The organism is Clostridium sp. 'White wine YQ' (assembly GCF_028728205.1).
Lineage (GTDB): Bacteria > Bacillota > Clostridia > Clostridiales > Clostridiaceae > Clostridium_T.
This window is the reverse complement of sequence record NZ_JAQYUU010000001.1, coordinates 1,818,660-1,844,136: the sequence shown is the minus strand read 5'-3', so window position 1 is coordinate 1,844,136 and position 25,477 is coordinate 1,818,660. Positions and strand designations below refer to the sequence as shown.

Genomic DNA, 25,477 nt, shown 5'->3' with positions numbered 1-25,477 from the left:
TTATAAAAGGAGAGAGTGGTAAATGGATTTAAAACAACTAAATAGTTTTGTAACTATATGCAAACTTCAAAGTTTTACTGGAGCAGCAGATGAATTAGGATATGCACAATCGACTATTACTACTCAAATTAAATTACTTGAAAATGAATTAGAAGTTAAACTATTTGAAAGAATAGGAAAGAATATTTCACTAACTTATCAAGGAAAAAAACTATTACCATACGCAAAGCAGATGCTAAAAATGTCAGCAGAAATAAAAGATGTTATTACTAACGATTCTGTGCCAAGTGGGGTACTAACAATAGGGGCTGCAGAGTCTCTTTGTGTGCTAAGACTTCCGGAAATACTAAAGGAATATAGAAGCCTTTATCCTCAGGTTGAAATATCATTAAAGTTTGGAAGCTGTTCTGAATTTAGACATTTTTTAAGGGATAATATAATAGATGTAGCTTTTTCACTTGGAACCAAAATTGATGGAAGTGATTTTGTTACTGAAATAGTTTCTAATGAAGAAATGTTATTATTAACAGCTCCAGGTCACAAACTAATAAATAAAGAAGTTGTGTACCCGAAGGATATTGAAAATGAACAGCTAATATTAACAGAAGTTGGATGCAGTTATAGAGCTGTATTTGAAAATATGCTAGGGAGTTATAATATAAAACCTAATCTGATTTTGGAAACAGGAAGTGTTCAGGCAATTAAACAATTTACAATGAGCGGGCTTGGAATAAGTTTGCTTCCTAGAGTTGCAGTAGAGGAGGAGCTAGCCCAAGGAAGACTAGTAAAATTAAATTGGGCGATTAATGACTTTGGTATAGTATCCCAAGTAATCTATCACAAAGATAAATGGATTTCACCAGCATTAAAAGCTTTCTTAGAATTATCAAAAGAAATGCTATAAAATAGGTTAATTATAAGGAGGATTCCTTAGCTATAATGGCAAGGAAATTCTCCTTTTTATCTATTATTTTAGTACAAGCTGCCAGGTTACTCCAAATCTATCAGTAACCCAAGCTACGCTCATTAAAGTAAGTACCGACTCAGGCCTCATAAGTACTTTTCCACCATGGGAAAGACTTTTAAAAAGTGAATTAAACTCCATCTCGTCAACACAATCTATATATAATGACATAGCCCATGTGAAATCAGGATGATAAGATTTATCTACGTCCATTGCCATAAATCGCTGCCCCTTAATTTCAAAAGATCCATGAAGCACGCCCCCTTCTTCGCCTTTCACATTTTCGCCTACTCTTGTAAGTTCTAAAATTTTAGAATCAGGAAATATAGAAACATAGAAATTCATTGCTTCATCAGCATTACCGCTAAAGGTAAGGAATGGGATGATTGGGGAATTAGTATCATTCATCTTAGTTTCTCCTTTCGGATTAATTTAATATAGTAGTAGTATTCCCCAAATGAGTAGTTTTCTAAATATTCATGAGAACTAGTTATATCTCAATGGTTTAAATTATCGTTTATTATCGATATCATGGGAAAGTCATTAATTACATCTCCGGAAATATCCCATACAAAAATTCCTCCATAATTATTATAAATAACATAGTCACATTTTATTTTTAAGGACTTTTCATCTTCATATGAAAACATTATTCCACTTATATCATTGTATAAGTAGGGAACCATGGAATAGGGATCTCTATATTTCAAGAAACCAGGGGCAGATTCTATTTTTCTAAGTTCATAGTATGGAAATTTGCCATTAGGAGCTTTAGGATTGTCCCATGTTCCTATGGCAGGCCCAATAGCTGGAGCAAATAGTCCAGGATGAGCACCAGTAGTATTTAATACGCCTTTCCAACCTATTGAATAAAGTGGTATACCAAGATTTAACTTGTATGAAGGAACCTTATAGATATCTCTATAAGTTTTCATTGCTGCATCTGAGTTATATCTATTTTTAATATCAATTGGATAAATTGGTGATGGATCAGCAGGATTCTCATAAAGTGGTGAGTGGTGATTAGTTATTTTTTCTTTTGCTGTATGAAAATTATAGGACATGACATTTAAGAAATTTAAATATTTATTGTATTTTTGGGGTTCTTGATAAAATAATAGATCATATTCAGCTGGAACAGCAGCAGTAAGAAGCTTTGTAGACATATTATTTAAATCAAAGGATTCACGTATTTCTTTTAAAAGCAAAGTATAATTTGTCCTATCTTCAGGTCCACCTGGACATCCTTTATCATCTGCTATTTTAGGGTTTGGCTTTCTATCTATTCCTGGGAATTCCCAATCAATATCTATCCCATCAATAAAAGGGTATCTCTTAAGAAAATCAATAATACTATTAATAAAAACACATCTATTTTTAGAATTTAGTGACATGGAATGAAAGTTATGACCTCTAGTCCAACCACCTACTGAAATTAAAACTTTTACGTTGGGATAAAGATTTTTATAGTACTTATATTCTCCCAAATGTCCTTTAAGTCCATTAGAATGAGGAAAAGATTTATGAAAATCCAAATATCTGTCTATGCTATTTAATTTATATTTATTATCTACTTCAAAGAAGGCATGGCAAATAGTAGTAACTTTATCCCAAGGAATTTGACCAACTTGTATGTAATTGTGAACCGCTTGTGTTGCACCCCAATTCGGGAAATATATTAATATATTTTTATTAATGTTCATTATTTATCCTTTAAATTATTTTTATATATAGGTATTCTACTAGAATGGTTTTTGTACCATATAACAATCCCCCTAACATAAGATTAATTTAAATATTATAATAATTATTAGTATTTTTATATAGGAGGAAGCTTATGGAGGATTGGAATCAACCACAATTAGTAGTAAGCAGATGTTTAGGGTTCAGTAAATGTCGCTATAATGGGCAGAGTTATAATGATAAATTTGTAGATAAGCTTAAGGATTATGTTAATTATATTACTGTTTGCCCAGAAGTTGAAATTGGACTTGGAACACCTAGGGAATCCTTAAGATTGGTAAAGGAGAAGGATAAAATTGAACTTTTTCAACCTACAACGGAAAAAGTATTTACTGAAGTTATGGAGACTTATTCATCAAGATTTTTAGATTCAATTAAAGATATTGACGGCTTTATACTTAAAGGTAAATCCCCGTCATGCGGAATAAAAGACGTAAAAATATACTTAGGAACGGTGAAGTCGGTAGGAACAATAAAGGGAGCAGGAATATTTGCAGCAAAGGCTATGGATAAATATCCTTATTTAGCTATTGAAGAAGAGGGAAGGTTAAAAAACTTAAAAATAAGGGAACATTTTTTAACTAAAGTATACACAATGTATGAGTTTCGTAGGGTTATTGAAAGTGAATCAATTGAGGAATTACTTAAGTTTCATTCTCATAATAAATTTCTTTTTATGGCATATAATCAAAAAGAACAAAAAGTTATGGGGAGAATTCTAGCAAATCATGAGAATAAAAATATAGAAGAAATAATGAATGAATATAGAGAACATCTTGGATTGACTTTTAGAAGAGTACCTAGGTATACAAGTTACATTAACACCTTAATGAAAATATTTGGGCACTTTTCTGATGAGATTTCTTCAAAGGAAAAAGAGTTTATTTTAAGTACTTTTGATAAATACCGAGAAGAGAAGATACATCTAAGTGTGCTTGTAAATCTTATTAGATCATATGTTATAAAATATGAAGAAGACTATTTAATAAATCAAAGCATCTGGACTCCTTACCCAGAAGGGTTGCTTGATATAAGTGACTCTGGAAAAGAAGGTGGGTTATGAAATTTTGACGCTTCATTAAGAGTTATAGGAAAAATAATTCTTAGAAAATACAGAAAACATGTTTATTCTATTCATATAGGTGGTAAAAGTTTTGTAGAAAAAGCCAATGAAATGGAATTTGATGTTGTCAACATAATGAATTAGGCATTTATATAAGAAATTCTCAAAAGGGCGTTTTTGCTTGTGTAATAAGCAAAACGTCTTTTTTGATTGTAATAAAGTGTCAGATAAAATTACGAGGAATTAAGGAATAATGTAGTTTCAGGTATGTAAATAGAGGATTTTTTTTATTGACATAAACATAAAAAGAAATATAACATTGTATTGGGTAATTTACATTATATGTAAAAACTACAAAATAATAGAAGGGGGAAGGATAGAGGAATGTTTAAAAAAGTTTTTTCAACACTGTTAGCGGTTAGCGTATTAGTAATGAGTTTCCCAAGTGTTGCATTTGCTGCAGGTGAAAATGGTTATACACCAAATGATCAATATTCTTATATTGTGTCTGCAAAAACAGGAAAAGCTGTTCAGATTACTGGAAGTAGTGCAGATCCAGTTACAGCTAATGCGGATATCCAAGATAAGAATGGTAATAACCTAGCTGCTAAAGCTCTATTCAAAATGTTAAAATCTAATACTAATTCAAACTTAGTAAGCTTTTCATCGGTGGGTAACCAATGGAATATGCTTAAGTCAGAGACTGTAAATGGACTAAATGCTATAACTAATAGCAATCCAAAGAAAACTACAGTTGATGGATGGGAATCATTTACACTAGAACAATTATCAGATGGAAGTTTTACGATGAAAGATGGTAACTTCCATAAGTTTGTTTCTGTAAATGATGAAGGAAAATTAGTGACTACTGATTCTGAAGCAGTTACTGACGCAGAAAAATTCTTCATAGTAGAACCAACATGTCCACCAGAAGAAGATCAAGTAGCTACAGATATTTATATCGAGCATGTAGCTACACACAATATCGTAACAGTGGATGGGGTCGCAGGCAACCCTATTGATGTAAAAACTCCAATGCCTAGTGATAGAGCAAATGTTCCAGAGAACGCTATATTTAAATTAGGATATGGTTCTTTCCAGAACAATGCTACTGTTAACTTCAAATCTAATAAAAACACATTATGGACTGGAAGCAATAATTTTGTTAGACAAGTAGGAGATATGCAAATTGGGGGATGGGAATCCGTTCAAGTTGTACCTCAAGGGGACGGTACTGTTGCTTTTAAACAAACAGAAGGATGGAAATATATCACAGTTAGTGACGGGAAGATGGCTCCAGGAACTTTAACTAGTGCGCCTACAGATAACGAAAAATTCATTATTCACACAACATCAACCCCTAAAAAAGTAAGCAAGATTACTATGTCAAAGATAGAAGGTAATTCTGTAACACTTTCATGGAGTGCATTAGAAGGCACTATTTTTAGTGGATATGAAATTTGGAGATCAGAAGCTCAAGGAGGTCCATACACAAAAGTAGGTAACGAAACTGCACAAACAACTTATACAGATACAGGACTTCAATTTAACACTAAATACTATTATGTAGTTCGTACAGTTAATGGACAAAGTCCTTATGCACAAAGCTCAGAATTCTCAGTAACTACACTTGCTGGAAGTCGTCCAAGCACACCACCTTCAGGTCTTGATATTGCTAAAGACGGTAATAATATCAAGTTAACTTGGAATGCTGATCCAAGTGTAAGCAAATTTGAAATTTATCGTGCAGGTGGAAAGTTTGGTAACTTTGAAAAAATAGATGAAACTACAGAAGCAAGCTATATAGATACAAATCCAAATGCTTCTAAGTATGAAAACTATTATAAGATAACTTCAGTTAATGAATATGGTACAAGTGATTATTCAAATATCACTTCATTAGAAACTAAGATGTTTGGAAATAACATGATTTTCTATAACGCTAAATATGATAATATGAATGCAATAGGACAAGAAGTAAATGCAATTCATGATAATACAACATTCCAAGGCCAATTCATTCCTAATCGTTATGGTTTATATTTTAAGCCAGGAAACTATAATGATGCAGGATTATTAAATATTGGTTTCTACACTCAAATAGCTGGACTAGGAAAAACACCATTAGATACAAAAATTCAAAATCTATCTACTCCAGCATGCTTACCAAATAATAATGCGACACAAACATTCTGGCGTACTGCTGAAAACTTTACAGTATCTGCAGAGGTTAACCCTGATGACAAAATGCCTTGGGCAGTTTCACAAGCTGCACCTCTTAGAAGAATGAATGTTGAACGTACTACTCAATTTGACTGGAATTATGGATGGGCAAGTGGCGGCTTTGTTGCAGATAGTGCATTTTCAAAGAATGTTGGTTCATACACTCAACAACAATGGTACTCTAGAAATAGTGATTTAACTGGAGGATGGTATGGAGTAAACTGGAACGGAGTATTCCAAGGAGATACTAATGCTCCAAAGAGTAACTGGGACAAGAATCCGGGGAATCCATATACAACAATTGATAAGACCCCAATCGTTAGAGAAAAACCATTCCTATATTTAGGTGATGACGGAGAATACAAGGTATTTGTACCTGATCTTAAAAAAGATAGTTCAGGAATTTCTTGGTCAAAAGACAATATGGGAAGTGGCCAATCATTGGATATTAGTAAGTTCTATATTGCTAAAGAAGGTGTAGATACAGCTGAAACACTAAATGCTGCATTAGATTCAGGAAAGAACCTATTCTTTACACCTGGTATATATGAATTAACAGAACCACTTCATGTAAAGAATGCTAACACAATCATTCTAGGAACTGGACTTGCAACTCTTGTACCTAAAAATGAAAAGGCTGCAATGCTAGTTGATGACCAGTCAGGTGTAATTGTTGCTGGACTTTTATTTGATGCATATTATAGCTCAACAAATATGCTTCAAGTTGGTCAAAAAGGCAGCGATAAAGATCATAGTAATAATCCAATATCCTTATCAGACTTATACTTCCGTATTGGAGGATTTAAGGATGTAAATGTTAATGTTGATACAACTGTTGAAATTAACAGTAATGATGTAATAGGTGATCACTTCTGGGTATGGAGAGCAGACCATGGTGCAGGTGTTGCTTGGGATAGAAATACTGCAAGAAATGGTTTAGTTGTAAATGGTAATAATGCTACAATGTATGGAATGTTCGTTGAACATTTTAATGAATACCAAACAATATGGAACGGTGAAAATGGTCGTCTATACTTCTATCAATCAGAAACACCATATGATCCACAATCCCAAGAAGGATGGATGAGTCATGATGGTACTGTTAAAGGATACGCTTCATATAAGGTATCTAATAGGGTTAATAACCACTTAGCTGTTGGTTTAGGTGTATATGATGTATTCATTAATACTAATGGTGCAAGCATCTTTATGGATAATGCAATAGAAGTTCCAAATAAAGAAAATGTAACTATTCAAGATGCATGTATAGTTGAATTAGGTGCCTCAGATGGCCCACTTGTTGGAGTTAACAGTATAGTAAATGGAACTGGTAATGCAACAAGCACTGGTAAAGGCGGAAAAGGCTATGCAAAAGAAAATCTTCTTGAATACAAAAATGGTATTGCAACATTATTAGATACAAAAGGTGAAACTCCAGTAAAATATACTAAGCAAGGGACAGAGCCTACAAATTCTGTAGAAGACTGGAGATTCTATATTCCAACATTAGTTGGTAAAGCAAATGCTTTAAATAAAAAAGACTATACTCCAGAAAGTTGGTCAGTATTAGTAAAGGCTTTAAATGATATTAAGGCTCTTCTAAACGATAATACTGCAACTGCAACAACTCTTGGAAATGCTTATAATTCACTTGATAAAGCTATCAAAGATTTACAAGCAAAAGCTCCAGTTGATAAATCTGTACTAGAAAAATTATATAATGACAATAAAGATAAATCACAAGGAAAATATACAGATAGCAGCTGGAAGGAATTCCAAGGTGCATTAACTAATGCAAAGACAGTTCTAGATAACGAAGATGCAGTGCAAGCAGATGTAGATGCTGCCTTAAAGACACTACAAGATGCTATAACTAATTTAGCAGAAGTACCAGTAGTAACTGTAGATAGATCTGCATTAGTAAAATTATATAATGACAATAATGATAAATCACAAGGAAAATATACTGATAGTAGCTGGAAGGCATTCCAAGATGCTTTAACTAGTGCAAAAACAGTTCTAGACAATAAGGATGCTAAGCAGACAGATGTAGATGTCGCATTAAAGGCTCTACAAGATGCTATAGCTAACTTAAAGGAAAAAACTGAAGACACTGCTGCATCAGATCTTCCTAAGACAGGTTCACCAATTGATGCTTCGATTTTATTGCTAATCGGTGCAATGGCAACAGTAGGTGGAGTAACTTTAAGAAGAAAGAAAGCTTCACAAGAATAATAATTAAAGGATGCTGTGTTTGTCGTACGTGACAAACATAGCATCCTCTTTGTTTTAAAGTATTCTTTTAATATCCTTTAATGTAGTAATTTCATAAGTAGGATTAATATTTGATACATTTTTGGTTTTAGCTGGATTAAACCAACAGGTATCAACTCCAAAGTTTAATCCACCCTTTATGTCAGAAGTTAAACTATCACCTATCATAATTACTTTGCTCTTATCAAAATATTTTATAGAATTTAAAGCAACTTCGAATATCTTAGAATCAGGTTTTGAAGCTTTCACTTCTTCAGAGATTACGATATTTTCAAAATATTTCGCAATAGGAGATTTTCTAATTCTTCTATCTTGAACATCAGTAAGCCCATTAGTAACCATAACAAGTTTATAATTTTTGTGAAGTTCTTCTACAAGAGGGATACTTTCCTCATATAAATGGGATTCATTAGCTAAGTTTTTTACATAGGAATCAGCAAATTCAGATTCATCAAATTTAACACCTATTTTATCTGATAATCTTTTAAATCTTTCTATCTTTAGTTTTTCTTGAGTAATATTTCCCTTTTCGAATTCATCCCATAAGGCTTTGTTAATTTCTTTATACACTTTTAAATGATAATCTTCATCATAGTTTATATCAAACTGAATCATTGTGTTTTTAAAAGCATTGTTTTCAGATTTTTTAAAATCAAATAAAGTATCATCTGCATCAAATAATATAACTTCGTATTTCATAGTATCCTCCATTTAAGTTGTTTCTATAATTATACCATGCTTTACATGTGGTAATTCATAAGTTACCATATTTATATAAATTGTAATAGGACATGTGTCCTGTTTTGGAGGAATTATGAAGAGAATTTATGATAAAAACCTTATAGAGAAGTATTTTAATAAATATGATATAGAAAATTTATTTGATGAAAATATAATTAATTATTCAGAACTCCATTTTTACGAAAATGGAGAATTAATTTTAGAAGCTCAAGAGAAACTTGAGTACTACTATTTACTTGTGGAAGGAAAAATTAAGATATCATATCTATTTGAGAATGGAAAATCTATGTTTTTAAAGTTCTACAGCCCGCTTAAAACCATTGGTGATATTGAATTGTTTGAAAATATTCCTATACGCTGTGATGTAGAAACCATATCAGAAGCCTACTTAATAGCAATACCTGCAAAGATTCTTCGAGAGGAGTACTATAATAACTTAAACTTTTTGCATCATCTAATTAATTCATTAAGTGAAAAGTTAGATGCAACCATTAATAATAGCTCATATAACTTCATATATCCCCTCATAAATAGGTTAGCAAGCTACTTGGTTGAATATATAGAGAATAAAGAGTATATAGTTTTAAACTCATCATTTAAGGAAATAGCTCAATTTTTAGGTACTACCTATAGACATTTAAGTAGAACCTTTAATGAACTTGAAGAAAAAGCGATTATAAGATGTGAGGATAAAAAAATATTTATATTAGATGAAGAGAGGTTAAGAGAATTATCTAAAAACCTATATAAGTAGATAAGATTGGGCATTAAGATAAAGCATCACTTTGAAGAAATCAGAGATGCTTTATCTTTTTAATTTACAGATTTATATTGCTACTGAACTGCTAGTAAATCAACAGTAGGAATATTTGCATTAATCCATTTTAACGAAGGTAAATATTCTTTATTTAACCATAGAAGCTTAGAGTGTTCTTTGGAAATTGGAATTCCAGATACTAGCTTACATTTAACTGTAACTAATGTCATCATAAAATCCTGATAATCCTGAGTGTTATATTTAACTACATTTATAAATTCAATAGAGCAGTTTAGTTGCTCCTTTATTTCTCTTTCTACTGCTTCCTTATATCCTTCTCCTTTTTCTAGCTTTCCTGAAGGAAACTCCCAGTGGTTAGGAAGGGACATCTTGGGCGATCTAAGTGCACAAAGTATTTCATTATTTTCATTTTCAATAATTGCTCCAATAACTGTTATTATCTTTTTCATGTAATCACCTCTATATGTATTGTAAAATGAAATCTAAAAAGTAAAACTTTTTATTCTATGTCAAAATTTCAAATATTAACAACGCTTTTTTGTACTATATATAATATCGACTATATTTCAATAAAATTTATTATAAGGTGAAGTTTAAATATAGGCAATTAATATTTAAAGTATTTTATAATTTATTTATGGTTAAAAAAACTAAAGTTAGTTTATACTTGAAATTAAGTATAAAAAAATATATAATTAAGCATAATGAAATATAAACAGCGATGATAAAAACTACGATTTATAAATTTCTTAAGAGAGCCGATGGTTGGTGCGAATCGGTGAAAGGTTAAATCTTTCCACTTTTGGAGCTGTCGATGATGAATCGAAAGGTTAGTACCCTTTATCCTACTTTGTTGAGCGGCTGGCTATAATTTTATCCAGCAATTTGGGTGGCAACGCGGATTATCTCCGTCCCATTATTATATGGGATGGAGTTTTTTTATTTTTCAAAAGTAATTATTATATATTTTATTTAGGAGGAAGAGCATGTTAGATTTAAAATTTGTAAGAGAAAATCCAGAGATAGTAAAGCAAAATATAAAAAATAAATTCCAAGAGAGTAAACTTGGATTAGTTGATGAAGTAATTGCTTTAGATATTGAGCTTAGAAATGCAAAGCAAGAGGCAGAGGCATTAAGAGCTGATAGAAACAAGATTTCTAAGCAGATTGGCGGATTAATGGCACAAGGTAAGAGAGAGGAAGCAGAAGAACTTAAGAAGAAAGTTAATGCTGAATCTGAACACTTAGCTGAACTTGCAACGAAAGAAAGTGAATTAGATAAAAAAGTTAAAGAGATTATGATGGTAATACCAAACATAATCGATCCAAGTGTTCCAATAGGAAAAGATGATAGTGAAAATGTAGAATTAGAAAAGTTTGGAGAGCCAAAGGTACCAGAATTTGAAATTCCATACCATACTGAAATTATGGAAAAGTTAAGTGGAATAGACTTAGACAGTGCAAGAAAGGTTGCTGGAAGCGGATTCTATTACTTAATGGGTAATATAGCAAGACTTCACTCAGCAGTAATTTCTTACGCAAGAGATTTTATGATAGATAGAGGATTCACATATTGTATACCACCTTTCATGATTAGAAGCGAAGTTGTAACTGGTGTTATGAGTTTTGCTGAAATGGATGCAATGATGTATAAGATTGAAGGAGAAGATTTATATTTAATCGGTACTAGTGAGCATTCAATGATAGGTAAATATATCGATACAATATTACCAGAAAGTTCATTACCTCATACTTTAACTAGTTATTCTCCTTGCTTTAGAAAAGAAAAAGGAGCACATGGTATAGAAGAAAGAGGAGTATATAGAATTCACCAATTTGAAAAACAAGAAATGATTGTTGTATGTAAACCAGAAGACAGCATGAAGTGGTATGATAAGCTATGGAAGGATACAGTAGATTTATTCCGTTCATTAGATATACCAGTTAGAACTTTAGAATGTTGTTCAGGGGATTTAGCAGACTTAAAGGTTAAATCAGTTGACGTAGAAGCTTGGTCTCCAAGACAAAAGAAATATTTTGAAGTAGGAAGTTGTTCAAACTTAGGTGATGCTCAAGCACGTAGATTAAAAATACGTGTAGATGGTGATAATGGTAAGTACTTTGCACACACATTAAATAATACAGTAGTTGCTCCACCAAGAATGCTTATAGCTTTCTTAGAAAATAACTTAAATGAAGATGGCTCAGTAAACATTCCAGTTGCATTACAACCATATATGGGTGGAATGACTGTAATTAAATAATAAAATTATAAGAATAAAGAAGGACATTTTGTTTGTCTTAAATGACAAACAAAATGTCCATTTATTTTATTACCAGCCTACATTAATTATTGCATACTTAGGATCTGTTACTTGAAGTGTGCTACTAAAGTCAAATGCATCATCATAGCAGAAACCATATGCTCTGTTTTCATAAGAATGTTGATGCCAAAAAGCTGCATAGTAATTTGCAGGAGCTGCTTGATAGAAGTAGCTTGAGTTATTCCAATGTGCAGGATCAAGCATTACATGTCTATTAAATGCTGCACATATTTGAGTCTTAATTGCTTTTTCATCATCATTTCCCCCATCTAATATACCATTACCTAACAATACTTCTTGAGTCGTAGGTTTTCCATGGATATAAAGATTATAAGCTCCACCATTTTTATTAAATACAAAATCGGTACCTACAACATGACCACTATAAGTTCCTCGGTCACAATTAAAGGTTAATTCGTGAGTTGTATAGTAGTTATAAACATCATTAATATAACTATCAAAATAGTGAGCATTTGCTTTTGATGCTGCAAAAGTACCAAGCCCAGATGCGGGAGCATAAATTCTATCAGAATGAACTAGTGACTTAAATTCATTTGGTACAAAATTCTGGAAAGCACTCATAAGTTCTGCTCTTGTTCCAATATCACCATTTGTCCTATTATATCCACTTTGGCCAACTAATTGTATATTATATGGGAAGCAGAATTGATCAACTCTTGTATTATTAATCCAAAAACCACTACTAGTCCATGCAAATTCAGACCATTCAAACATAATGCCTTTATTTGGGTCTGATGTGTTTGCTAGGTTAGGTCCAGCATAGCCGATTAATCCGTCAGCTGCTTGATTAATTCTTATATAAAGAGGCTCGCCATAGCTTATATACATTCTTGCACCTATCATTTTTGGAACAAATGCATAATTTCGATCACTCACTTTGGTGAAGTAATTTGTGTAGTTAAAAGTACCATCTGGGGTAGTTTTAGTTAAGTGACCTGCTGCATCATTATCACTTAGTGACATAGGAATAAGATTTCCATTTAAATCAACATGAACAAATTGCTTAGTTACAGGGTCTTGTCCAACAATTGCCCAGTAAATCTGATTATCTGAATATTTACCATTGGTATTATTCTTAACTTGTAGGGTTACAAATCCGGATTTTTGTGGAGGTTCAGTAGAAGAGGAACCTGTGTAAATCTTCACAGAAGTCATTTTATCATTTGCATCAGTTCCAACCCAATCTGAACTTGAGGTATAGGACCATTTTGTTCCAGTAAAATTATCTCCATCATATACTTCAACAGTCCATCCACTTGGAATTTTTAATGAAGACATCCAGTTATCAGGGATTCCAGCTGCATTTAACTGTGATAGAGTATAATTCCCTAAACTTAAAGTCTTTGATGCACCACCATAAGATATATCTTGATAGAAGGTAACTCCGGTAGTTGGATTAGTAGACGAGCCAACAGTATAACTATACCAGCTTGTATCATAAGCAGGAGTTCCATTGTTATAAGTGAAAGAGTAATCGATGATATTACCATATGCCACTGTAACAGTTTGCTCATACCTTGAAGCACTGCTATTATAAGTCATTCTAAGATTTTGCTGAGCTCCTGAATTAACTTTATAATGAACATCAACCCAGGAAGTATTTACAGTAGATTTAAACCATATTGTAGCAGTAGAACCTGAGACATCTACACCATAAGTATAGTCGGCTGCATGAACATTAATTTTAAACATGGTTGTACAAAGAAATACGAAAACTAAACATAGTCTTAAAGCTTTTTTAAACATTACATACCCTCCTAAAATTTTCATAAACTTATGAAAAAAAGTATATTTCACAAACTAGGTAAATCCCGTGTAATTCATACCAAATCCTCCTACTAAAATCAAATTTCTACACCGTTGATTTAAGCAGATAAAAGTTGAGAATGAAATTAAATGATAAATTTTAGTAATGTTATGTAGTTTAAAATATTTTACCATAATATTCAATAATTTACTATAAATTTCAAGAATATTGTGACAATTTTGGAAGAGCTATTATTTGATTATTGATTTATTTCAAACTTAAGATTTCGTAAGAATTTCTTATAAGGGATGTAAAGTCTCTCTTCTACAATGAATTCATTAGAAAATACGAGTTCAGAAAAAGAGGAGTAAGACATGAAAAAAGTAATTAAAAGATTTATAGTATTAGTAATTATAATTTGTGGGTTTTGGTACATGTTTGAGCATAAAGAATCAGATCCTAAAGGTGCAGATATAAAGGAAAGTGTATCGAATTTTAGTAAAGAAAATAAAGTAGAAACCCTAGAAAATAATACTGAAGATGATAAACTAGTATTAGTTAATGAAGAAAATGAACTGGATAAAAACTTTCAGCCTAAGGATTTAACTATCCCAAATATAACATTTGTTCAAGGGACAAGTAATGAGGAAAAGCACATTGCTAAGATTGTTAAAGAGCCACTAGAAGAATTATTTAAGGAAGCAAGAAAAGATGGCATAATCCTTCTTGGTAATTCAGGATATAGATCTTATAAATCCCAGGAAAACACATATAACAGCAGAGTGAAATCACAAGGAGAAAACATAGCAGATTCATATGTAGCAAGACCAGGTTCCAGTGAACATCAAACCGGATTATGCATAGATGTAACAAATCAGAAGCAAAGCTTTGTAAAGGGAACAAAAGAAGCAATTTGGCTTGATAAGAATTGTTATAAGTTTGGATTTATAATAAGATATCCTTATGGAAAGAAATATATTACAGGTATTGAGTATGAACCATGGCATATTAGATATGTTGGAAAAGATGCAGCTAAATATATTCATGATAAGGGAATTACATTAGAAGAATATTTGGAAAAATAATTATACATTATCAAAGTTGGAGGGTAAAATGAATAACAATATTCTTGTGGTAGATGATGAAAAAGAAATAAGAAATTTATTAGAAATAAATCTTACAAATGAAGGTTTTAATGTTCTTAAAGCAAGTAACGGTGTAGAGGCTTTAGAAATATTAATTAGAGAAAAAATAGATTTATTAGTATTGGATATAATGATGCCTGGAATGGATGGACTTGAGGTATGCAAACGTGTTAGAGAAAAATATAATATGCCAATTTTAATGTTAAGTGCGAAGGTTGAAGATATGGATAGAATTCAAGGAATTATGACTGGTGCAGATGATTATGTTTGTAAGCCATTTAATCATTTAGAACTAATTGTTAGAGTAAGAGCATTACTTAGAAGAGCATATTTCTTTAACGCTAAAATGCAGACTGAAGAGGATATAATTAGAATTGAATCTATGATTATAGATAAGAGTAAGCATAAGGTAACCAATGAAGCTGGAGAAGAAATATCACTAACAGCAAGAGAATTTGAAATCCTATATCTTTTAGCTACTAATAGAGGAAGGGTATTTAGCGCAGAAGAGATATTCGAAAAGGTATGGAAAGAAAAATACTTTCAGTCTAATAATACAGTAATGGTACATATGAGTAGGCTAAGGGATAAATTAGAGCAGAATATGGAAGGAAATAAAGTAATTCACACTGTATGGGGAGTTGGATATAAAATTGAGAAATAGTAGATTATATAAACATTATTTATTATCCTTAGCTGATATTGGTATATCGGCGTTAATAACATATATTATATACGGAATAACTAGAAAAATAGTGATTTTATCGTATAATAACGTAACAAATGAAGGTAAACTTAGCATTTGGGATATATGGGCATATCTTAGATATATCTTGTTTAGAGAAAATACTAAAATATTTTTGGGTATAATTGTATTTGCAGTAACTTATTTTATTATAACCTATAGAAAAAATAGGAGCTTAGCAGCTATAATAGATGAAACAGAAACAATGGCAAATGGAGATCTAGATAGACTGATTACAGTTAATTCTAGTGGGGATTTTAAAAATTTAGTAAATAATATTAACAGCATATCGAAGCAATTAAAGGAAATAACAATTGAAGAAAGAAAAGCTCAACAGACTAAAAGTGATTTAATAACCAATGTATCTCATGATTTAAGAACTCCATTAACTTCAATAATAGGATACTTAGAAATTATTGATAGCGATAAATATAAGGATGAATTAAAACTAAGATACTATGCTAACATAGCCTATGAGAAAGCCAAAGGACTAAATTTACTTATAAATGATTTATTTGAACTTACTAAAATGCAAAACAATACCATTAATTTAGAAAAAGAAGAAATAAATTTAGTAGAGTTACTAGGGCAGGTAGTTGCATATTTTGAATATCAGTTTAAAAATGCAAAAATGCAATCAAGAGTTAGGTTTTCAGAAGATAAATTAATAGTAGATGCTGATTCTGGAAAACTAGTTAGAGCCTTTGAAAATTTACTTACAAATGCAATTAAGTATGGAAAAGATGGGTTATATGTTGATGTAGTTACAAAATTAGAAGAGGATAAGGCTGTGGTTCAAGTAATTAACTACGGGCAAGCAATATCTCCAATTGATTTACCATATATATTTGATAGATTCTATAGAGTAGAAAAATCAAGAAATAGTAAAATAGGAGGATCAGGACTCGGGCTTGCTATAACCAAAAACATAATTGAATTACATGGAGGAACTATAACAGCTTATAGCGATAATGAAAAGACTATATTTGAAGTTAAGTTACCATTAATATAACTTTTAGAGACGTTTTATTAAATAAAACGTCTCTATTCACATTTATTATCTAATTCGGGATAATACTTTATTGACCAACCCTCAATTTCCTTAATAATGCTAGTTAAGTCTTTTCCTTTAGAAGTTAGGAAGTACTCAACCTTAGGTGGGATCTCAGCAAAAACTTCCTTGTCTATTAGTCCATCATTTTCAAGTTCTTTAAGCTTTTCGTTTAAGACCTTTTGACTTATTCCGCTAGTTATTCTTTGAAGTTCTAAGAATCTTCTAGGTCCATTATATAGATGGCATAGTAAAACAGCCTTCCATTTACCTCTAATTAAATCCATAGCAAAATCTAATAAACATATATATTCTCTACCATTAAATTCTATCATTTAAGTACCATCCTTTAGATTGATTTATTTAAAGCTAAAAATATTTTCAATTTAATAATATAAGATAATGATAAATAACACAATAAATCTTACCAAAAAGTAAGAGACTAACAAAAAAGTGCGTACTTGTGGGTTAGTATATGGAGTCATATAATGAGCACATGAACAAAAATATTGGAGGTATATATTTATGAAAGTTGTTGCATTTAATGGAAGCCCAAGAGAAAATGGAAATACTTATGAGGCAATAAAAGCTGTAGCAAAAGAATTAGAAAAGGAAAATATAGAGGTGGAGATTGTCCATGTAGGAAATAAAGTAATACGTGGATGTTTAGCTTGTGGTGGCTGCGCGAGAAATATGAATGAGAAATGCGTAGTTCAAAATGACCAAGTTAATGAATGGATTCAAAAAATGAAGGAAGCAGATGGAATAATTATAGGTTCTCCTACACATTATTCAGCAATAGCGGGAACTATGAAATCCTTCTTAGATCGTGCATTTTATGTAACATCAGTTAATAATGGAATGCTTAGACATAAAGTAGGGGCAAGCGTTGTTGCAGTAAGAAGATCAGGAGGAGTTCCAGTATTTAATCAGTTAAATAACTATCTTAACTACTCAGAAATGTTAATGCCTTCATCAAACTATTGGAATGTGGTACATGGCACAGCACCAGGAGAAGCTACTCAAGATGAAGAAGGAATGCAAATCATGAGAGTACTGGGAAAGAATATGGCACTACTATTAAAGATTTCTGAAGCAGGAAAAGATACGTTAGAAGAGAGTAAAAGAGAAAATAAAGTATTTACAAACTTTATAAGATAGTATCGATAATCAATAGTTGAAGTTGGTTATCTATAGATAACCAATAGGACGTTTTGTTTGCATTAATATGTAGACAAAGCGTCCTTTTATTTATGGTATAATTTACATAAATATTATGTGAAAGAGTGAAAATATGAAAATAGATAGATTACTTGGAATTGTCATATACTTATTAAATCATAATACTGTAAGTGCAACCATATTAGCAAAGAAATTCGAAGTTTCAACGAGAACAATACAACGAGACATTGAGAGTTTATGCTTAGCTGGAATACCTATTATTTCATTACATGGAGTAAATGGTGGATATTCAATTGAGGATACCTTTAGATTAGAAAAACAGATAACGAGTTCGGAGGATTATCAATATATTACTACAGCCTTAGAGGGAATGAAATCAGCCTATAGAAATGATAAACTTGAAGATACTTTAGAAAAATTATTAAGCATAACTAAGAGAAATGTAGATATTAAACCCCAAATAAAGCTAGATCTTAGCACCTCTAGAGAAGGTAACTACGTAGATGAATACGTGAAAATAATTGATAATGCAATAAAAGAAGAACGTATTATAGAATTTAAATATACAAACTCCTATGGGGATAAATCTTTAAAGTTAGTTGAGCCTTTAGCAATAATATTTAAATGGTATTCCTGGTATATGTTTGGATACTCTAGAGATAAAAAAGATTATAGATTATATAAGTTAGTGAGAATGAGAAATCTAAAAGAAATAACAGGTTTCTTTTCTATAAAGCATGAAAACATTAATAAATTATTAGAGGAGTATGAAAAGCAGGATAATAGAATTTATATGGATGTAAAAATACTCTGCAAAAAAGAAATACGTGTTTCAATAGAGGAATATTTTCCAAAGGGAAATATTGAAGAACTTGAAAATAAGGATTTTATATTGAGCTTTAGAATACCAAGTACTGAAATAGGGTGGAAGGGAATACTTCTAAGCTACAGTAACAAAATTAAGATACTTGAACCAGAAGAATTAAGAGATGAATTTATAATAAAAGCTAAGGAAATTATTGGAGTTTATGAATAATATACGTCATCTTGTTGTCGCATATCCTTTTTTATAATTAAAGCATAGTAAATAAAAAGGAGGAGTTTTATGAGTTATTCAATTTATGAAAAATGTCCAGTTTACGAAAGTGAAAAGTTTATTTTTAGAATGGTGGAGGAGAAGGATGCTGAAGATTTATTAGAATGCTATTCAGATCTTAATGCCTTTAAATTTTTTAATAGCGATAATTGTACAAGTGATTTCTTTTATAAAACGTTAGAAGAAATGAAGGAATGTATTAAGTTTTGGATTGATCAATATAAAGATAAATACTACGTACGCTTTTCCATTGTAGATAAACAGAGGTATAAAGCTATTGGAACTATTGAGTTCTATGATAGGAAAGTATCCTATAAAGATATTTCTAAAGTAGGGGTGTTAAGACTTGATCTTGCTTCAAAATATGAAAAAGAAGAACTTATTACAGACATATTAGATATAGTTATTAATAATTTATGTGAGGCTTTTGAAGTAGAGAATATTATTACTAAAGCTATTCCTGATGCTAGAGAAAGGATTTTAGCATTAAATAATAAGGGGTTTGAAAGATTAGAAGATAAGGCTATTCTGCCATATAATGACTACTATATAAGGTAAAATAAGAAGAGGGGAATTTTTAATTTCCCTCTTTTATTTTAAAGAAGAAGAATTTCTATAGTCTAATGGAGTCATGCCTACAATAGATTTAAAAGTCTTTGAAAAATTTCCTTGATCGCAAAAACAAAGTAGTGTAGAAATTTCTAATACGCTTTTATCAGTAGTTACTAATAAAACCTTGGCACGGTCTATTTTTACCTGTTTAAAATATCTCATAATAGTTATTCCAATATTCTTTTTAAAGGTATTAGATATATATCCAACTGATAATTTTAAATCAGAAGCTATATTTTCTAAGGAGACCTTGTCCTCTATGTGATAATAAAGGTATCCAATTATCTTATTTATTACTAGATTATCTTTAAGTTCTAGGTAATTAATTAATATATCAAAGTAAGAATTAATCATATCTAGTTCTATCTTTTGCAAGGCAGATAGTTTTGAGGTTTCTTGTATTTGCTTATAGAATTTATTATATAAAGTGTGCAAATATTGCTTAGAGGTACCATTGGTAATCACTTCTCTTGCAAAAAGTACATTCCAAATTAAAAGGTCATTTCGCTTAGTCACCGGGGATATATTTTCTAAAAGCTCATTTTTATGCTTTTCTAGTGTTAAATTAATAAGCTTCTCTCTATCTTTATTCTCAATTAAAAATACTGCATCATTATTAAAAAAATACTCATCCGATTCGTATGCATCATACATAAAAAACTATTCCTCTCTAATTATTGTCAATTTAATTATATAGTAAAAATAAATAACATACAAAAAAGACTAAAAATATTAATTATAAACAAATTAGGTAGATTTAAATAAGTATAATAAAATCATAAAGATTGCAATCGTTATCGTTAAGTTATAGTCATAAATTTGGAGGGATATAATGAATAAAAAAGTAAAGTTTATTGCAGGTATGTTAACCGTTGTTATGGGAACTAGTTTATTATATGGATGTGGACAAGGCTCCACTAAAACAAGTGATGAAAAAGAAATTGTTGTCTGGTCTAATTTAATGGATAATGAAGTGGCTAAAGTTGATGAAATTGCTCAAAAGTGGGCAAAGGAAAATAATAAAAAAGTTAAGGTGGTTAAAGATGATTCTGGATATCAAGAATTCTTGACAGCTGCAAACTCTTCAAAAGGTCCAGATATGCTATTTGGACTTGCACATAACAATTTAGGTACCTTTCAAAAAGCTGGTTTATTAGAAGAAGTTCCAAGTGACTTAGTTAATAGAGACGATTATGTAGGAAAGAACATATGGGATGCAGTTTCATATGATGGAAAAGCATATGGAGTTCCTATATCTATGGAAACCTATGCACTATTTTATAACAAGGATAAGGTAAAAACTGTACCAAAAACTATGGAAGAACTAATTACACAGGCAAAGGCATATGGAAAAAGTGGTTTCCAATTTCCTATAAATGATTTTTATTATACAGCTGCCTTTATGCAAACAGAAGGAGGCTATGTATTTGGTGGTGGAAATGGAAAACTTGATGTAACTAACTTAGGTTTTGACAATGAAGGAGCTATTAAGGCATATCAATTCCTTCAAGACTTAGTTCAAAAAGATAAATTTATGCCAGCAGATATTACTCAGGATATCGCAAATAATTCCTTTAAGTCAGGAGATGCAGTTTTTTATATTGGTGGACCATGGGATGTTGCAGGATTTAAAGATGCTGGAGTTAATTTTGGAGTAACAGCAATTCCAACACTTGATGGAAAAAATATAAAGTCCTTTTTGGGAGTACAGGCTGCCTTTGTTAGTAGTAAATCAAATAACAAAGATGATTCTTGGTCATTAATGAAATACTTAATTAAAAATAGCGGAGAAGATTTATATACAACAGGTAACAGAATACCAGTACTAAAATCAGAATTAAATAAAGATATAGTTAAGAATAATGAATATACCCAAGGATTTATAGCACAAACAGCATATGCTGTACCAATGCCTAATGTATCTGAAACACAAGCAATATGGGATCCAGTTAAGAATATACAAAGAATCTTAGGTGGAGAAGATCCAAAGGTTGTTGCAAAAGATATTCAAAAGGCAGTTAAAGATGCAGTAGAAGTAAGCAAGTAATCATAAATAGATATTTCCCAAGGGTATGCTGGTTAATTAAACTAGCGTACCCTAAAAAATACTTACAAGGGGGTATATATGAAGAACTTCAAAGTAAAGAAAAATAGGAAAGCATATATATATCTGACACCAGCACTTATTAGCATTACAGTATTAAGTATACTTCCAATGTTATATACAATCTTCATAGCTTTTACAAATTATTCTCTTAAAAATCAAAATTATGGGTATGGAACAGCAGCAGGCTGGAAGATAGTTGGACTTTATCAATTTCAACAGATATTAACAGGAGCACTTAAATCGCAGTTTTTTCCACTGCTATTATGGACATTAATCTTTACGGCCATATCAACCTTTGGATGTTATTTTATTGGTCTAATTTTTGCAATGTGTTTAAGTGATAAAAATATGAAGGAATCATTTATATATAAGGGATTATTAGTTATTCCATGGGCATTACCAGGAGCAATCACTATAGTCTCTTTTAGAGGATTATTTAATAGTCAATATGGATCAATTAATCTCATGTTGCAGCAGCTACACTTAATTAAAGAACCGATAATGTGGCTAACAACACCTTTTGCAGCTAGACTCGCAGTTATACTTATTAATCTTTGGATTGGTTTTCCCTACATGATGAATGTTTGTATGGGAGCTATCTCTGCAATTCCTGATACCCATTATGAGGCGGCAGATTTAGATGGAGCAACTGGGTTTCAAAAATTCACAAAGATTACATTACCTTCGTTAGCTAAAACCTCATATCCATTATTAATTTCAAACTTTGCCTTTAATTTTAATAACTTAAATTCAGCATATTTATTAAATGAGGGAGGACCATCTAAGGCAGGTTCATCCTTTGCTGGATGGACAGATATTCTAGGGACTGCAACATATAAAATGTCAACCTTACAAGGAAACTTTGCATTAGGAGCAGCAATGTCTATATTATTATTTTTAATTATAGGAACTCTTTCAATTATCAATATGAATATATCAGGACAGTTTAAGGAGAGTGAGGGATAGTTATGGAAGTAAAAATAGAGCAAAATGTGAAGAAAGTAAATCCAAAGAAAATGACATATAAATATAAAATGAATAAAGCTGAAAGAGCTGCTTTATGGGGAAAGAGAATTTTTTTATGGATATCAATTTTAATTGTTATATTTCCTATTTTTGCAATAATAACAGCATCACTATCTCCAGGTACAAGCTTTATGCAAAAGACCTTAATTCCTAAAGAAATAAGCCTAGTAAATTATAAGGTTGTATTATCAGCTAAAGATGGATTTTTAAAATGGATGTTAAATACAACTTTTGTAGCATTAGCTGTATCAACAATTCAGCTTATTATGACAATGCCAGCAGCTTATGCATTCTCTAAAATGAGATTTACGGGAAGAAAAAATGGTCTTATGACGCTATTAATACTTCAAATGTTTCCATCAAGTATGGCAGTTCCAGCAATACTTGCAATTGCATACAAAGTACCATTTGGTATGGATAATCTATGGTTCTTAGTCCTAGTACTATGTGCAGGCAGTGCATATAATATATGGCTAATGAAAGGGTTTATTGATGGTCTCCCACAAGCTTTAGATGAAGCGGCTATGGTAGATGGAGCTACTTCCTGGCAGGTATTTACAAAGATAATATTGCCTTTAAGCAAGCCTATGGCTGTGGTTATATTTTTCTTTTCATTCATTTCTATATACGGAGAGTTTATTTTTTCGGCAGCTTTAATTAAGGAAAAATCATTAAAGCTATTGGTTCCAGGGCTAAAGAGTCTTATGGTGGATAAAGTAACTAACTGGCCACAATATGCAGCAGCATCTATATTAATTTCAATTCCTTTGGCAATAGTTTTTGTGTGCATTCAAAAGTTTATTACTAGAGGACTTGTAGCAGGTTCAATAAAGGAATAGATGAAATAATTATCATAGAAAAGTAGGAGGAATATACATTGAATAAACATGCGATTTATCATATAACTGACACACCATATGCTTACGGGAAGGATTTAAATACATTAAGAGTTGTTCTAAGAACTGCAAATGGTGATATAAAAGAATGCATTTTATGCTATAAGGATAGATATGATTGGAAAGATGAATTTTTAACAGAGAGAATGCAAATAGATAGAACTACAGAATTGTATGATTTTTATAAAGCAGATATATCAGTAGAAAGAAATAGATATAGATACTTTTTTAAGTTAGTTGATAAGGAAGATAATATTTACTATTTAGATGAAAGAGGGTTAAGGGATTATAAAATACCAAAGGATGAGGCTACAGCTTTTCAATATCCTTATATTGCAGAAGGGGATTTATATAAAGAGGTAAATTGGCTTCAAGAATCTGTAGTTTATCAAATATTTGTAGATAGATTTTGCAATGGAGATAAAGACAATGATCCAAAGAATACATTGAAATGGGGCAGCCCTGTAACACCAAAATCAATGTTTGGAGGAGATATAAAGGGGATTATAAGCAAATTAGATTATTTAAAAGATTTAGGGGTGGATTTAATATATTTAACTCCAATATTTAAATCTTCCTCCAATCATAAATATGATGTAAATGACTATTATAATATTGATCCTCAATTTGGAACTCTTGAAGAGGGAAAAACACTTGTTAGTGAATGCCATAAAAGAGGAATAAGGATAGTTTTTGATTGCGTTTTTAATCATTCTGGAGATGACTTTTTTGCATTTCAGGATGTACTTAAAAACGGTGAAAAATCAAAATATAAGGATTGGTATTTTATAGATAGCTATCCTGTAGATCAAAAGAAGGTTAATTATTATTCCTTTTCAAATCATATTAAGTCAATGCCAAAGCTAAATACCAGTAACAAAGAAGTAAAAGAATATTTACTTAAGGTCGGTGAGTTTTGGATAAAAGAAGTAGGAATAGATGGCTGGAGGCTGGATGTATGTGATGAAGTGGATCATAAATTTTGGAGAAGCTTTAAGGATAGGGTTAAGGAATGTAAGAATGATAGCATAATTATTGGAGAAATAATGCATGAGGCAACATCCTTCTTAAAGGGTGATCAAATGGATGGAATAATGAACTATCCTTTTAAAGGGGCTTTGATTGACTTCTTCGCAAGAAGAGCTATAACAGTAGAACAGTTTAATGAGATTCTAGGGCAGAATAGCACCATATATATGGAGGGAATTACAAGACAACTGTGGAATTTGATTGGAAGTCACGATACTCAAAGATTTTTAACTGAATGTGAGGATGATATTGAGAGAATGAAGCTAGCAATTGGATTCCAGTTTAGCTATATAGGTGTTCCGTATATTTATTATGGTGATGAAATAGGACTTACTGGGGGAGAAGACCCAGAATCAAGAAAATGTATGATATGGGAAAAGGATAAACAAAACCTTGAACTTTTTGATTGGTATAAGTGCTTAATTAAAATAAGAAAAGATAATTTATCCTTAGTGTATGGTGATTATAAGGTGCTATATTGCAAAGAAAATGTACTGATATTTGAAAGAAACTTTAATGGGGAAAAGATAATAGTAGCTATTAATAATAATTATAAGAAATATTATGTAAACCTTGGGTTAGATACAATGGCTAAGGATTTATTAAAAGATGGAGTAGTGGACTTAAGCAAAACGTTAATTTTAGATTCAATGGAATTTAAGATTTGGAAAGAAGAAGGTATGTTTGCGAATTAAAGCAAACATACCTTT

Annotated in this window: 22 protein-coding genes and 1 other annotated feature; of the genes, 15 read left to right on the top strand and 7 right to left on the bottom strand. The window is 31.1% G+C overall.

Annotated features, from left to right (window positions below):
• Window positions 1–22 precede the first annotated feature (22 nt).
• Window positions 23–904, top strand: coding sequence for a LysR family transcriptional regulator (locus PTZ02_RS09265; protein WP_274227505.1), 882 nt, complete (start codon window positions 23–25; stop codon window positions 902–904).
• Window positions 905–967: 63 nt separating this feature from the next.
• On the opposite strand, the gene PTZ02_RS09260 is transcribed toward PTZ02_RS09265, so the two are convergent.
• Together PTZ02_RS09260 and PTZ02_RS09255 are read right to left on the bottom strand one after the other, a co-directional pair.
• Complete coding sequence (locus tag PTZ02_RS09260) at window positions 968–1,372, bottom strand: VOC family protein (protein ID WP_274227504.1); 405 nt, start codon at window positions 1,370–1,372, stop codon at window positions 968–970.
• Window positions 1,373–1,461: 89 nt separating this feature from the next.
• Entirely contained in the window at window positions 1,462–2,667 is a 1,206-nt protein-coding gene (locus PTZ02_RS09255; RefSeq protein WP_274227503.1) for a glycoside hydrolase family 18 protein, read from the bottom strand.
• A 134-nt stretch (window positions 2,668–2,801) separates the two neighbouring features.
• On the opposite strand from PTZ02_RS09255, the gene PTZ02_RS09250 reads away from it, so the two are divergent.
• Window positions 2,802–3,770: a YbgA family protein gene (locus PTZ02_RS09250; protein ID WP_274227502.1), complete on the top strand. Its 969-nt coding sequence runs from the start codon at window positions 2,802–2,804 to the stop codon at window positions 3,768–3,770.
• Window positions 3,771–4,154: 384 nt separating this feature from the next.
• Window positions 4,155–8,228 (top strand): fibronectin type III domain-containing protein, encoded by a 4,074-nt coding sequence (locus PTZ02_RS09245; protein ID WP_274227501.1) that lies wholly within the window; start codon window positions 4,155–4,157, stop codon window positions 8,226–8,228.
• A gap of 54 nt (window positions 8,229–8,282) precedes the next feature.
• Here the strand turns inward: PTZ02_RS09245 and PTZ02_RS09240 are convergent, their stop codons facing one another.
• Entirely contained in the window at window positions 8,283–8,966 is a 684-nt protein-coding gene (locus PTZ02_RS09240) for a YjjG family noncanonical pyrimidine nucleotidase (RefSeq protein ID WP_274227500.1), read from the bottom strand.
• A 115-nt stretch (window positions 8,967–9,081) separates the two neighbouring features.
• On the opposite strand from PTZ02_RS09240, the gene PTZ02_RS09235 reads away from it, so the two are divergent.
• Window positions 9,082–9,762: a Crp/Fnr family transcriptional regulator gene (locus tag PTZ02_RS09235; RefSeq protein ID WP_274227499.1), complete on the top strand. Its 681-nt coding sequence runs from the start codon at window positions 9,082–9,084 to the stop codon at window positions 9,760–9,762.
• A gap of 80 nt (window positions 9,763–9,842) precedes the next feature.
• Here PTZ02_RS09235 and PTZ02_RS09230 read toward each other — a convergent pair whose 3' ends face one another.
• Complete coding sequence (locus PTZ02_RS09230) at window positions 9,843–10,235, bottom strand: (deoxy)nucleoside triphosphate pyrophosphohydrolase (RefSeq protein ID WP_274227498.1); 393 nt, start codon at window positions 10,233–10,235, stop codon at window positions 9,843–9,845.
• Window positions 10,236–10,498: 263 nt separating this feature from the next.
• Window positions 10,499–10,705 (top strand) — a binding site (T-box leader).
• 67 nt (window positions 10,706–10,772) lie between these two features.
• Here PTZ02_RS09230 and serS point away from each other — a divergent pair.
• Entirely contained in the window at window positions 10,773–12,050 is a 1,278-nt protein-coding gene (gene serS / locus PTZ02_RS09225; RefSeq protein WP_274227497.1) for a serine--tRNA ligase, read from the top strand.
• A gap of 69 nt (window positions 12,051–12,119) precedes the next feature.
• On the opposite strand, the gene PTZ02_RS09220 is transcribed toward serS, so the two are convergent.
• Window positions 12,120–13,877, bottom strand: coding sequence for a glycoside hydrolase family 64 protein (locus PTZ02_RS09220; protein WP_274227496.1), 1,758 nt, complete (start codon window positions 13,875–13,877; stop codon window positions 12,120–12,122).
• Between the two features lie 375 nt (window positions 13,878–14,252).
• On the opposite strand from PTZ02_RS09220, the gene PTZ02_RS09215 reads away from it, so the two are divergent.
• The 3 genes from PTZ02_RS09215 to PTZ02_RS09205 are packed head-to-tail and all read left to right on the top strand — an operon-like array spanning window position 14,253 to window position 16,780.
• Window positions 14,253–14,963 (top strand): M15 family metallopeptidase, encoded by a 711-nt coding sequence (locus tag PTZ02_RS09215; RefSeq protein WP_274227495.1) that lies wholly within the window; start codon window positions 14,253–14,255, stop codon window positions 14,961–14,963.
• A 28-nt stretch (window positions 14,964–14,991) separates the two neighbouring features.
• Window positions 14,992–15,687: a response regulator transcription factor gene (locus PTZ02_RS09210; protein ID WP_274227494.1), complete on the top strand. Its 696-nt coding sequence runs from the start codon at window positions 14,992–14,994 to the stop codon at window positions 15,685–15,687.
• Window positions 15,677–16,780: a sensor histidine kinase gene (locus PTZ02_RS09205; protein WP_274227493.1), complete on the top strand. Its 1,104-nt coding sequence runs from the start codon at window positions 15,677–15,679 to the stop codon at window positions 16,778–16,780. The genes PTZ02_RS09210 and PTZ02_RS09205 overlap by 11 nt, the downstream gene beginning before the upstream one ends.
• Window positions 16,781–16,812: 32 nt before the next feature.
• Here PTZ02_RS09205 and PTZ02_RS09200 read toward each other — a convergent pair whose 3' ends face one another.
• Entirely contained in the window at window positions 16,813–17,154 is a 342-nt protein-coding gene (locus tag PTZ02_RS09200; protein WP_274227492.1) for a winged helix-turn-helix transcriptional regulator, read from the bottom strand.
• A gap of 190 nt (window positions 17,155–17,344) precedes the next feature.
• Between PTZ02_RS09200 and PTZ02_RS09195 the strand changes: the two genes are divergently transcribed.
• From PTZ02_RS09195 to PTZ02_RS09185, 3 genes are all read left to right on the top strand, one after another.
• A complete protein-coding gene (locus tag PTZ02_RS09195) occupies window positions 17,345–17,980 on the top strand; it encodes a flavodoxin family protein (protein WP_274227491.1) in 636 nt (211 codons plus the stop codon).
• A gap of 133 nt (window positions 17,981–18,113) precedes the next feature.
• Window positions 18,114–19,037, top strand: coding sequence for a helix-turn-helix transcriptional regulator (locus PTZ02_RS09190; protein ID WP_274227490.1), 924 nt, complete (start codon window positions 18,114–18,116; stop codon window positions 19,035–19,037).
• A 69-nt stretch (window positions 19,038–19,106) separates the two neighbouring features.
• The gene (locus tag PTZ02_RS09185; protein WP_274227489.1) at window positions 19,107–19,655 is read left to right on the top strand and encodes a GNAT family N-acetyltransferase; all 549 of its coding nucleotides are present in this window, start codon (window positions 19,107–19,109) and stop codon (window positions 19,653–19,655) included.
• Window positions 19,656–19,688: 33 nt separating this feature from the next.
• On the opposite strand, the gene PTZ02_RS09180 is transcribed toward PTZ02_RS09185, so the two are convergent.
• On the bottom strand, window positions 19,689–20,363 hold the full coding sequence (locus tag PTZ02_RS09180) for a helix-turn-helix domain-containing protein (RefSeq protein WP_274227488.1): 675 nt from the start codon (window positions 20,361–20,363) through the stop codon (window positions 19,689–19,691).
• Between the two features lie 178 nt (window positions 20,364–20,541).
• Between PTZ02_RS09180 and PTZ02_RS09175 the strand changes: the two genes are divergently transcribed.
• From PTZ02_RS09175 to PTZ02_RS09160, 4 genes are all read left to right on the top strand, one after another.
• Window positions 20,542–21,756, top strand: coding sequence for a sugar ABC transporter substrate-binding protein (locus PTZ02_RS09175; protein ID WP_274227487.1), 1,215 nt, complete (start codon window positions 20,542–20,544; stop codon window positions 21,754–21,756).
• A 78-nt stretch (window positions 21,757–21,834) separates the two neighbouring features.
• Window positions 21,835–22,782 carry a carbohydrate ABC transporter permease gene (locus PTZ02_RS09170; protein WP_274227486.1) on the top strand — a complete coding sequence of 316 codons (948 nt, stop codon included), beginning with the start codon at window positions 21,835–21,837 and terminating at the stop codon, window positions 22,780–22,782.
• Between the two features lie 2 nt (window positions 22,783–22,784).
• Window positions 22,785–23,681, top strand: a complete 897-nt coding sequence (locus tag PTZ02_RS09165; RefSeq protein ID WP_274227485.1) for a sugar ABC transporter permease — start codon at window positions 22,785–22,787, stop codon at window positions 23,679–23,681.
• A gap of 38 nt (window positions 23,682–23,719) precedes the next feature.
• Window positions 23,720–25,462: a glycoside hydrolase family 13 protein gene (locus tag PTZ02_RS09160; protein WP_274227484.1), complete on the top strand. Its 1,743-nt coding sequence runs from the start codon at window positions 23,720–23,722 to the stop codon at window positions 25,460–25,462.
• Window positions 25,463–25,477 lie beyond the last annotated feature (15 nt).

Bases quoted from the DNA above. Each gene is read 5' to 3' on its own strand.
- PTZ02_RS09265 (WP_274227505.1), top strand. From the start codon at position 23: ATGGATTTAAAACAACTAAATAGTTTTGTAACTATATGCAAACTTCAA.
- PTZ02_RS09260 (WP_274227504.1), bottom strand. From the start codon at position 1,372: ATGAATGATACTAATTCCCCAATCATCCCATTCCTTACCTTTAGCGGT.
- PTZ02_RS09255 (WP_274227503.1), bottom strand. From the start codon at position 2,667: ATGAACATTAATAAAAATATATTAATATATTTCCCGAATTGGGGTGCA.
- PTZ02_RS09250 (WP_274227502.1), top strand. From the start codon at position 2,802: ATGGAGGATTGGAATCAACCACAATTAGTAGTAAGCAGATGTTTAGGG.
- PTZ02_RS09245 (WP_274227501.1), top strand. From the start codon at position 4,155: ATGTTTAAAAAAGTTTTTTCAACACTGTTAGCGGTTAGCGTATTAGTA.
- PTZ02_RS09240 (WP_274227500.1), bottom strand. From the start codon at position 8,966: ATGAAATACGAAGTTATATTATTTGATGCAGATGATACTTTATTTGAT.
- PTZ02_RS09235 (WP_274227499.1), top strand. From the start codon at position 9,082: ATGAAGAGAATTTATGATAAAAACCTTATAGAGAAGTATTTTAATAAA.
- PTZ02_RS09230 (WP_274227498.1), bottom strand. From the start codon at position 10,235: ATGAAAAAGATAATAACAGTTATTGGAGCAATTATTGAAAATGAAAAT.
- serS (WP_274227497.1), top strand. From the start codon at position 10,773: ATGTTAGATTTAAAATTTGTAAGAGAAAATCCAGAGATAGTAAAGCAA.
- PTZ02_RS09220 (WP_274227496.1), bottom strand. From the start codon at position 13,877: ATGTTTAAAAAAGCTTTAAGACTATGTTTAGTTTTCGTATTTCTTTGT.
- PTZ02_RS09215 (WP_274227495.1), top strand. From the start codon at position 14,253: ATGAAAAAAGTAATTAAAAGATTTATAGTATTAGTAATTATAATTTGT.
- PTZ02_RS09210 (WP_274227494.1), top strand. From the start codon at position 14,992: ATGAATAACAATATTCTTGTGGTAGATGATGAAAAAGAAATAAGAAAT.
- PTZ02_RS09200 (WP_274227492.1), bottom strand. From the start codon at position 17,154: ATGATAGAATTTAATGGTAGAGAATATATATGTTTATTAGATTTTGCT.
- PTZ02_RS09195 (WP_274227491.1), top strand. From the start codon at position 17,345: ATGAAAGTTGTTGCATTTAATGGAAGCCCAAGAGAAAATGGAAATACT.
- PTZ02_RS09190 (WP_274227490.1), top strand. From the start codon at position 18,114: ATGAAAATAGATAGATTACTTGGAATTGTCATATACTTATTAAATCAT.
- PTZ02_RS09185 (WP_274227489.1), top strand. From the start codon at position 19,107: ATGAGTTATTCAATTTATGAAAAATGTCCAGTTTACGAAAGTGAAAAG.
- PTZ02_RS09180 (WP_274227488.1), bottom strand. From the start codon at position 20,363: ATGTATGATGCATACGAATCGGATGAGTATTTTTTTAATAATGATGCA.
- PTZ02_RS09175 (WP_274227487.1), top strand. From the start codon at position 20,542: ATGAATAAAAAAGTAAAGTTTATTGCAGGTATGTTAACCGTTGTTATG.
- PTZ02_RS09170 (WP_274227486.1), top strand. From the start codon at position 21,835: ATGAAGAACTTCAAAGTAAAGAAAAATAGGAAAGCATATATATATCTG.
- PTZ02_RS09165 (WP_274227485.1), top strand. From the start codon at position 22,785: ATGGAAGTAAAAATAGAGCAAAATGTGAAGAAAGTAAATCCAAAGAAA.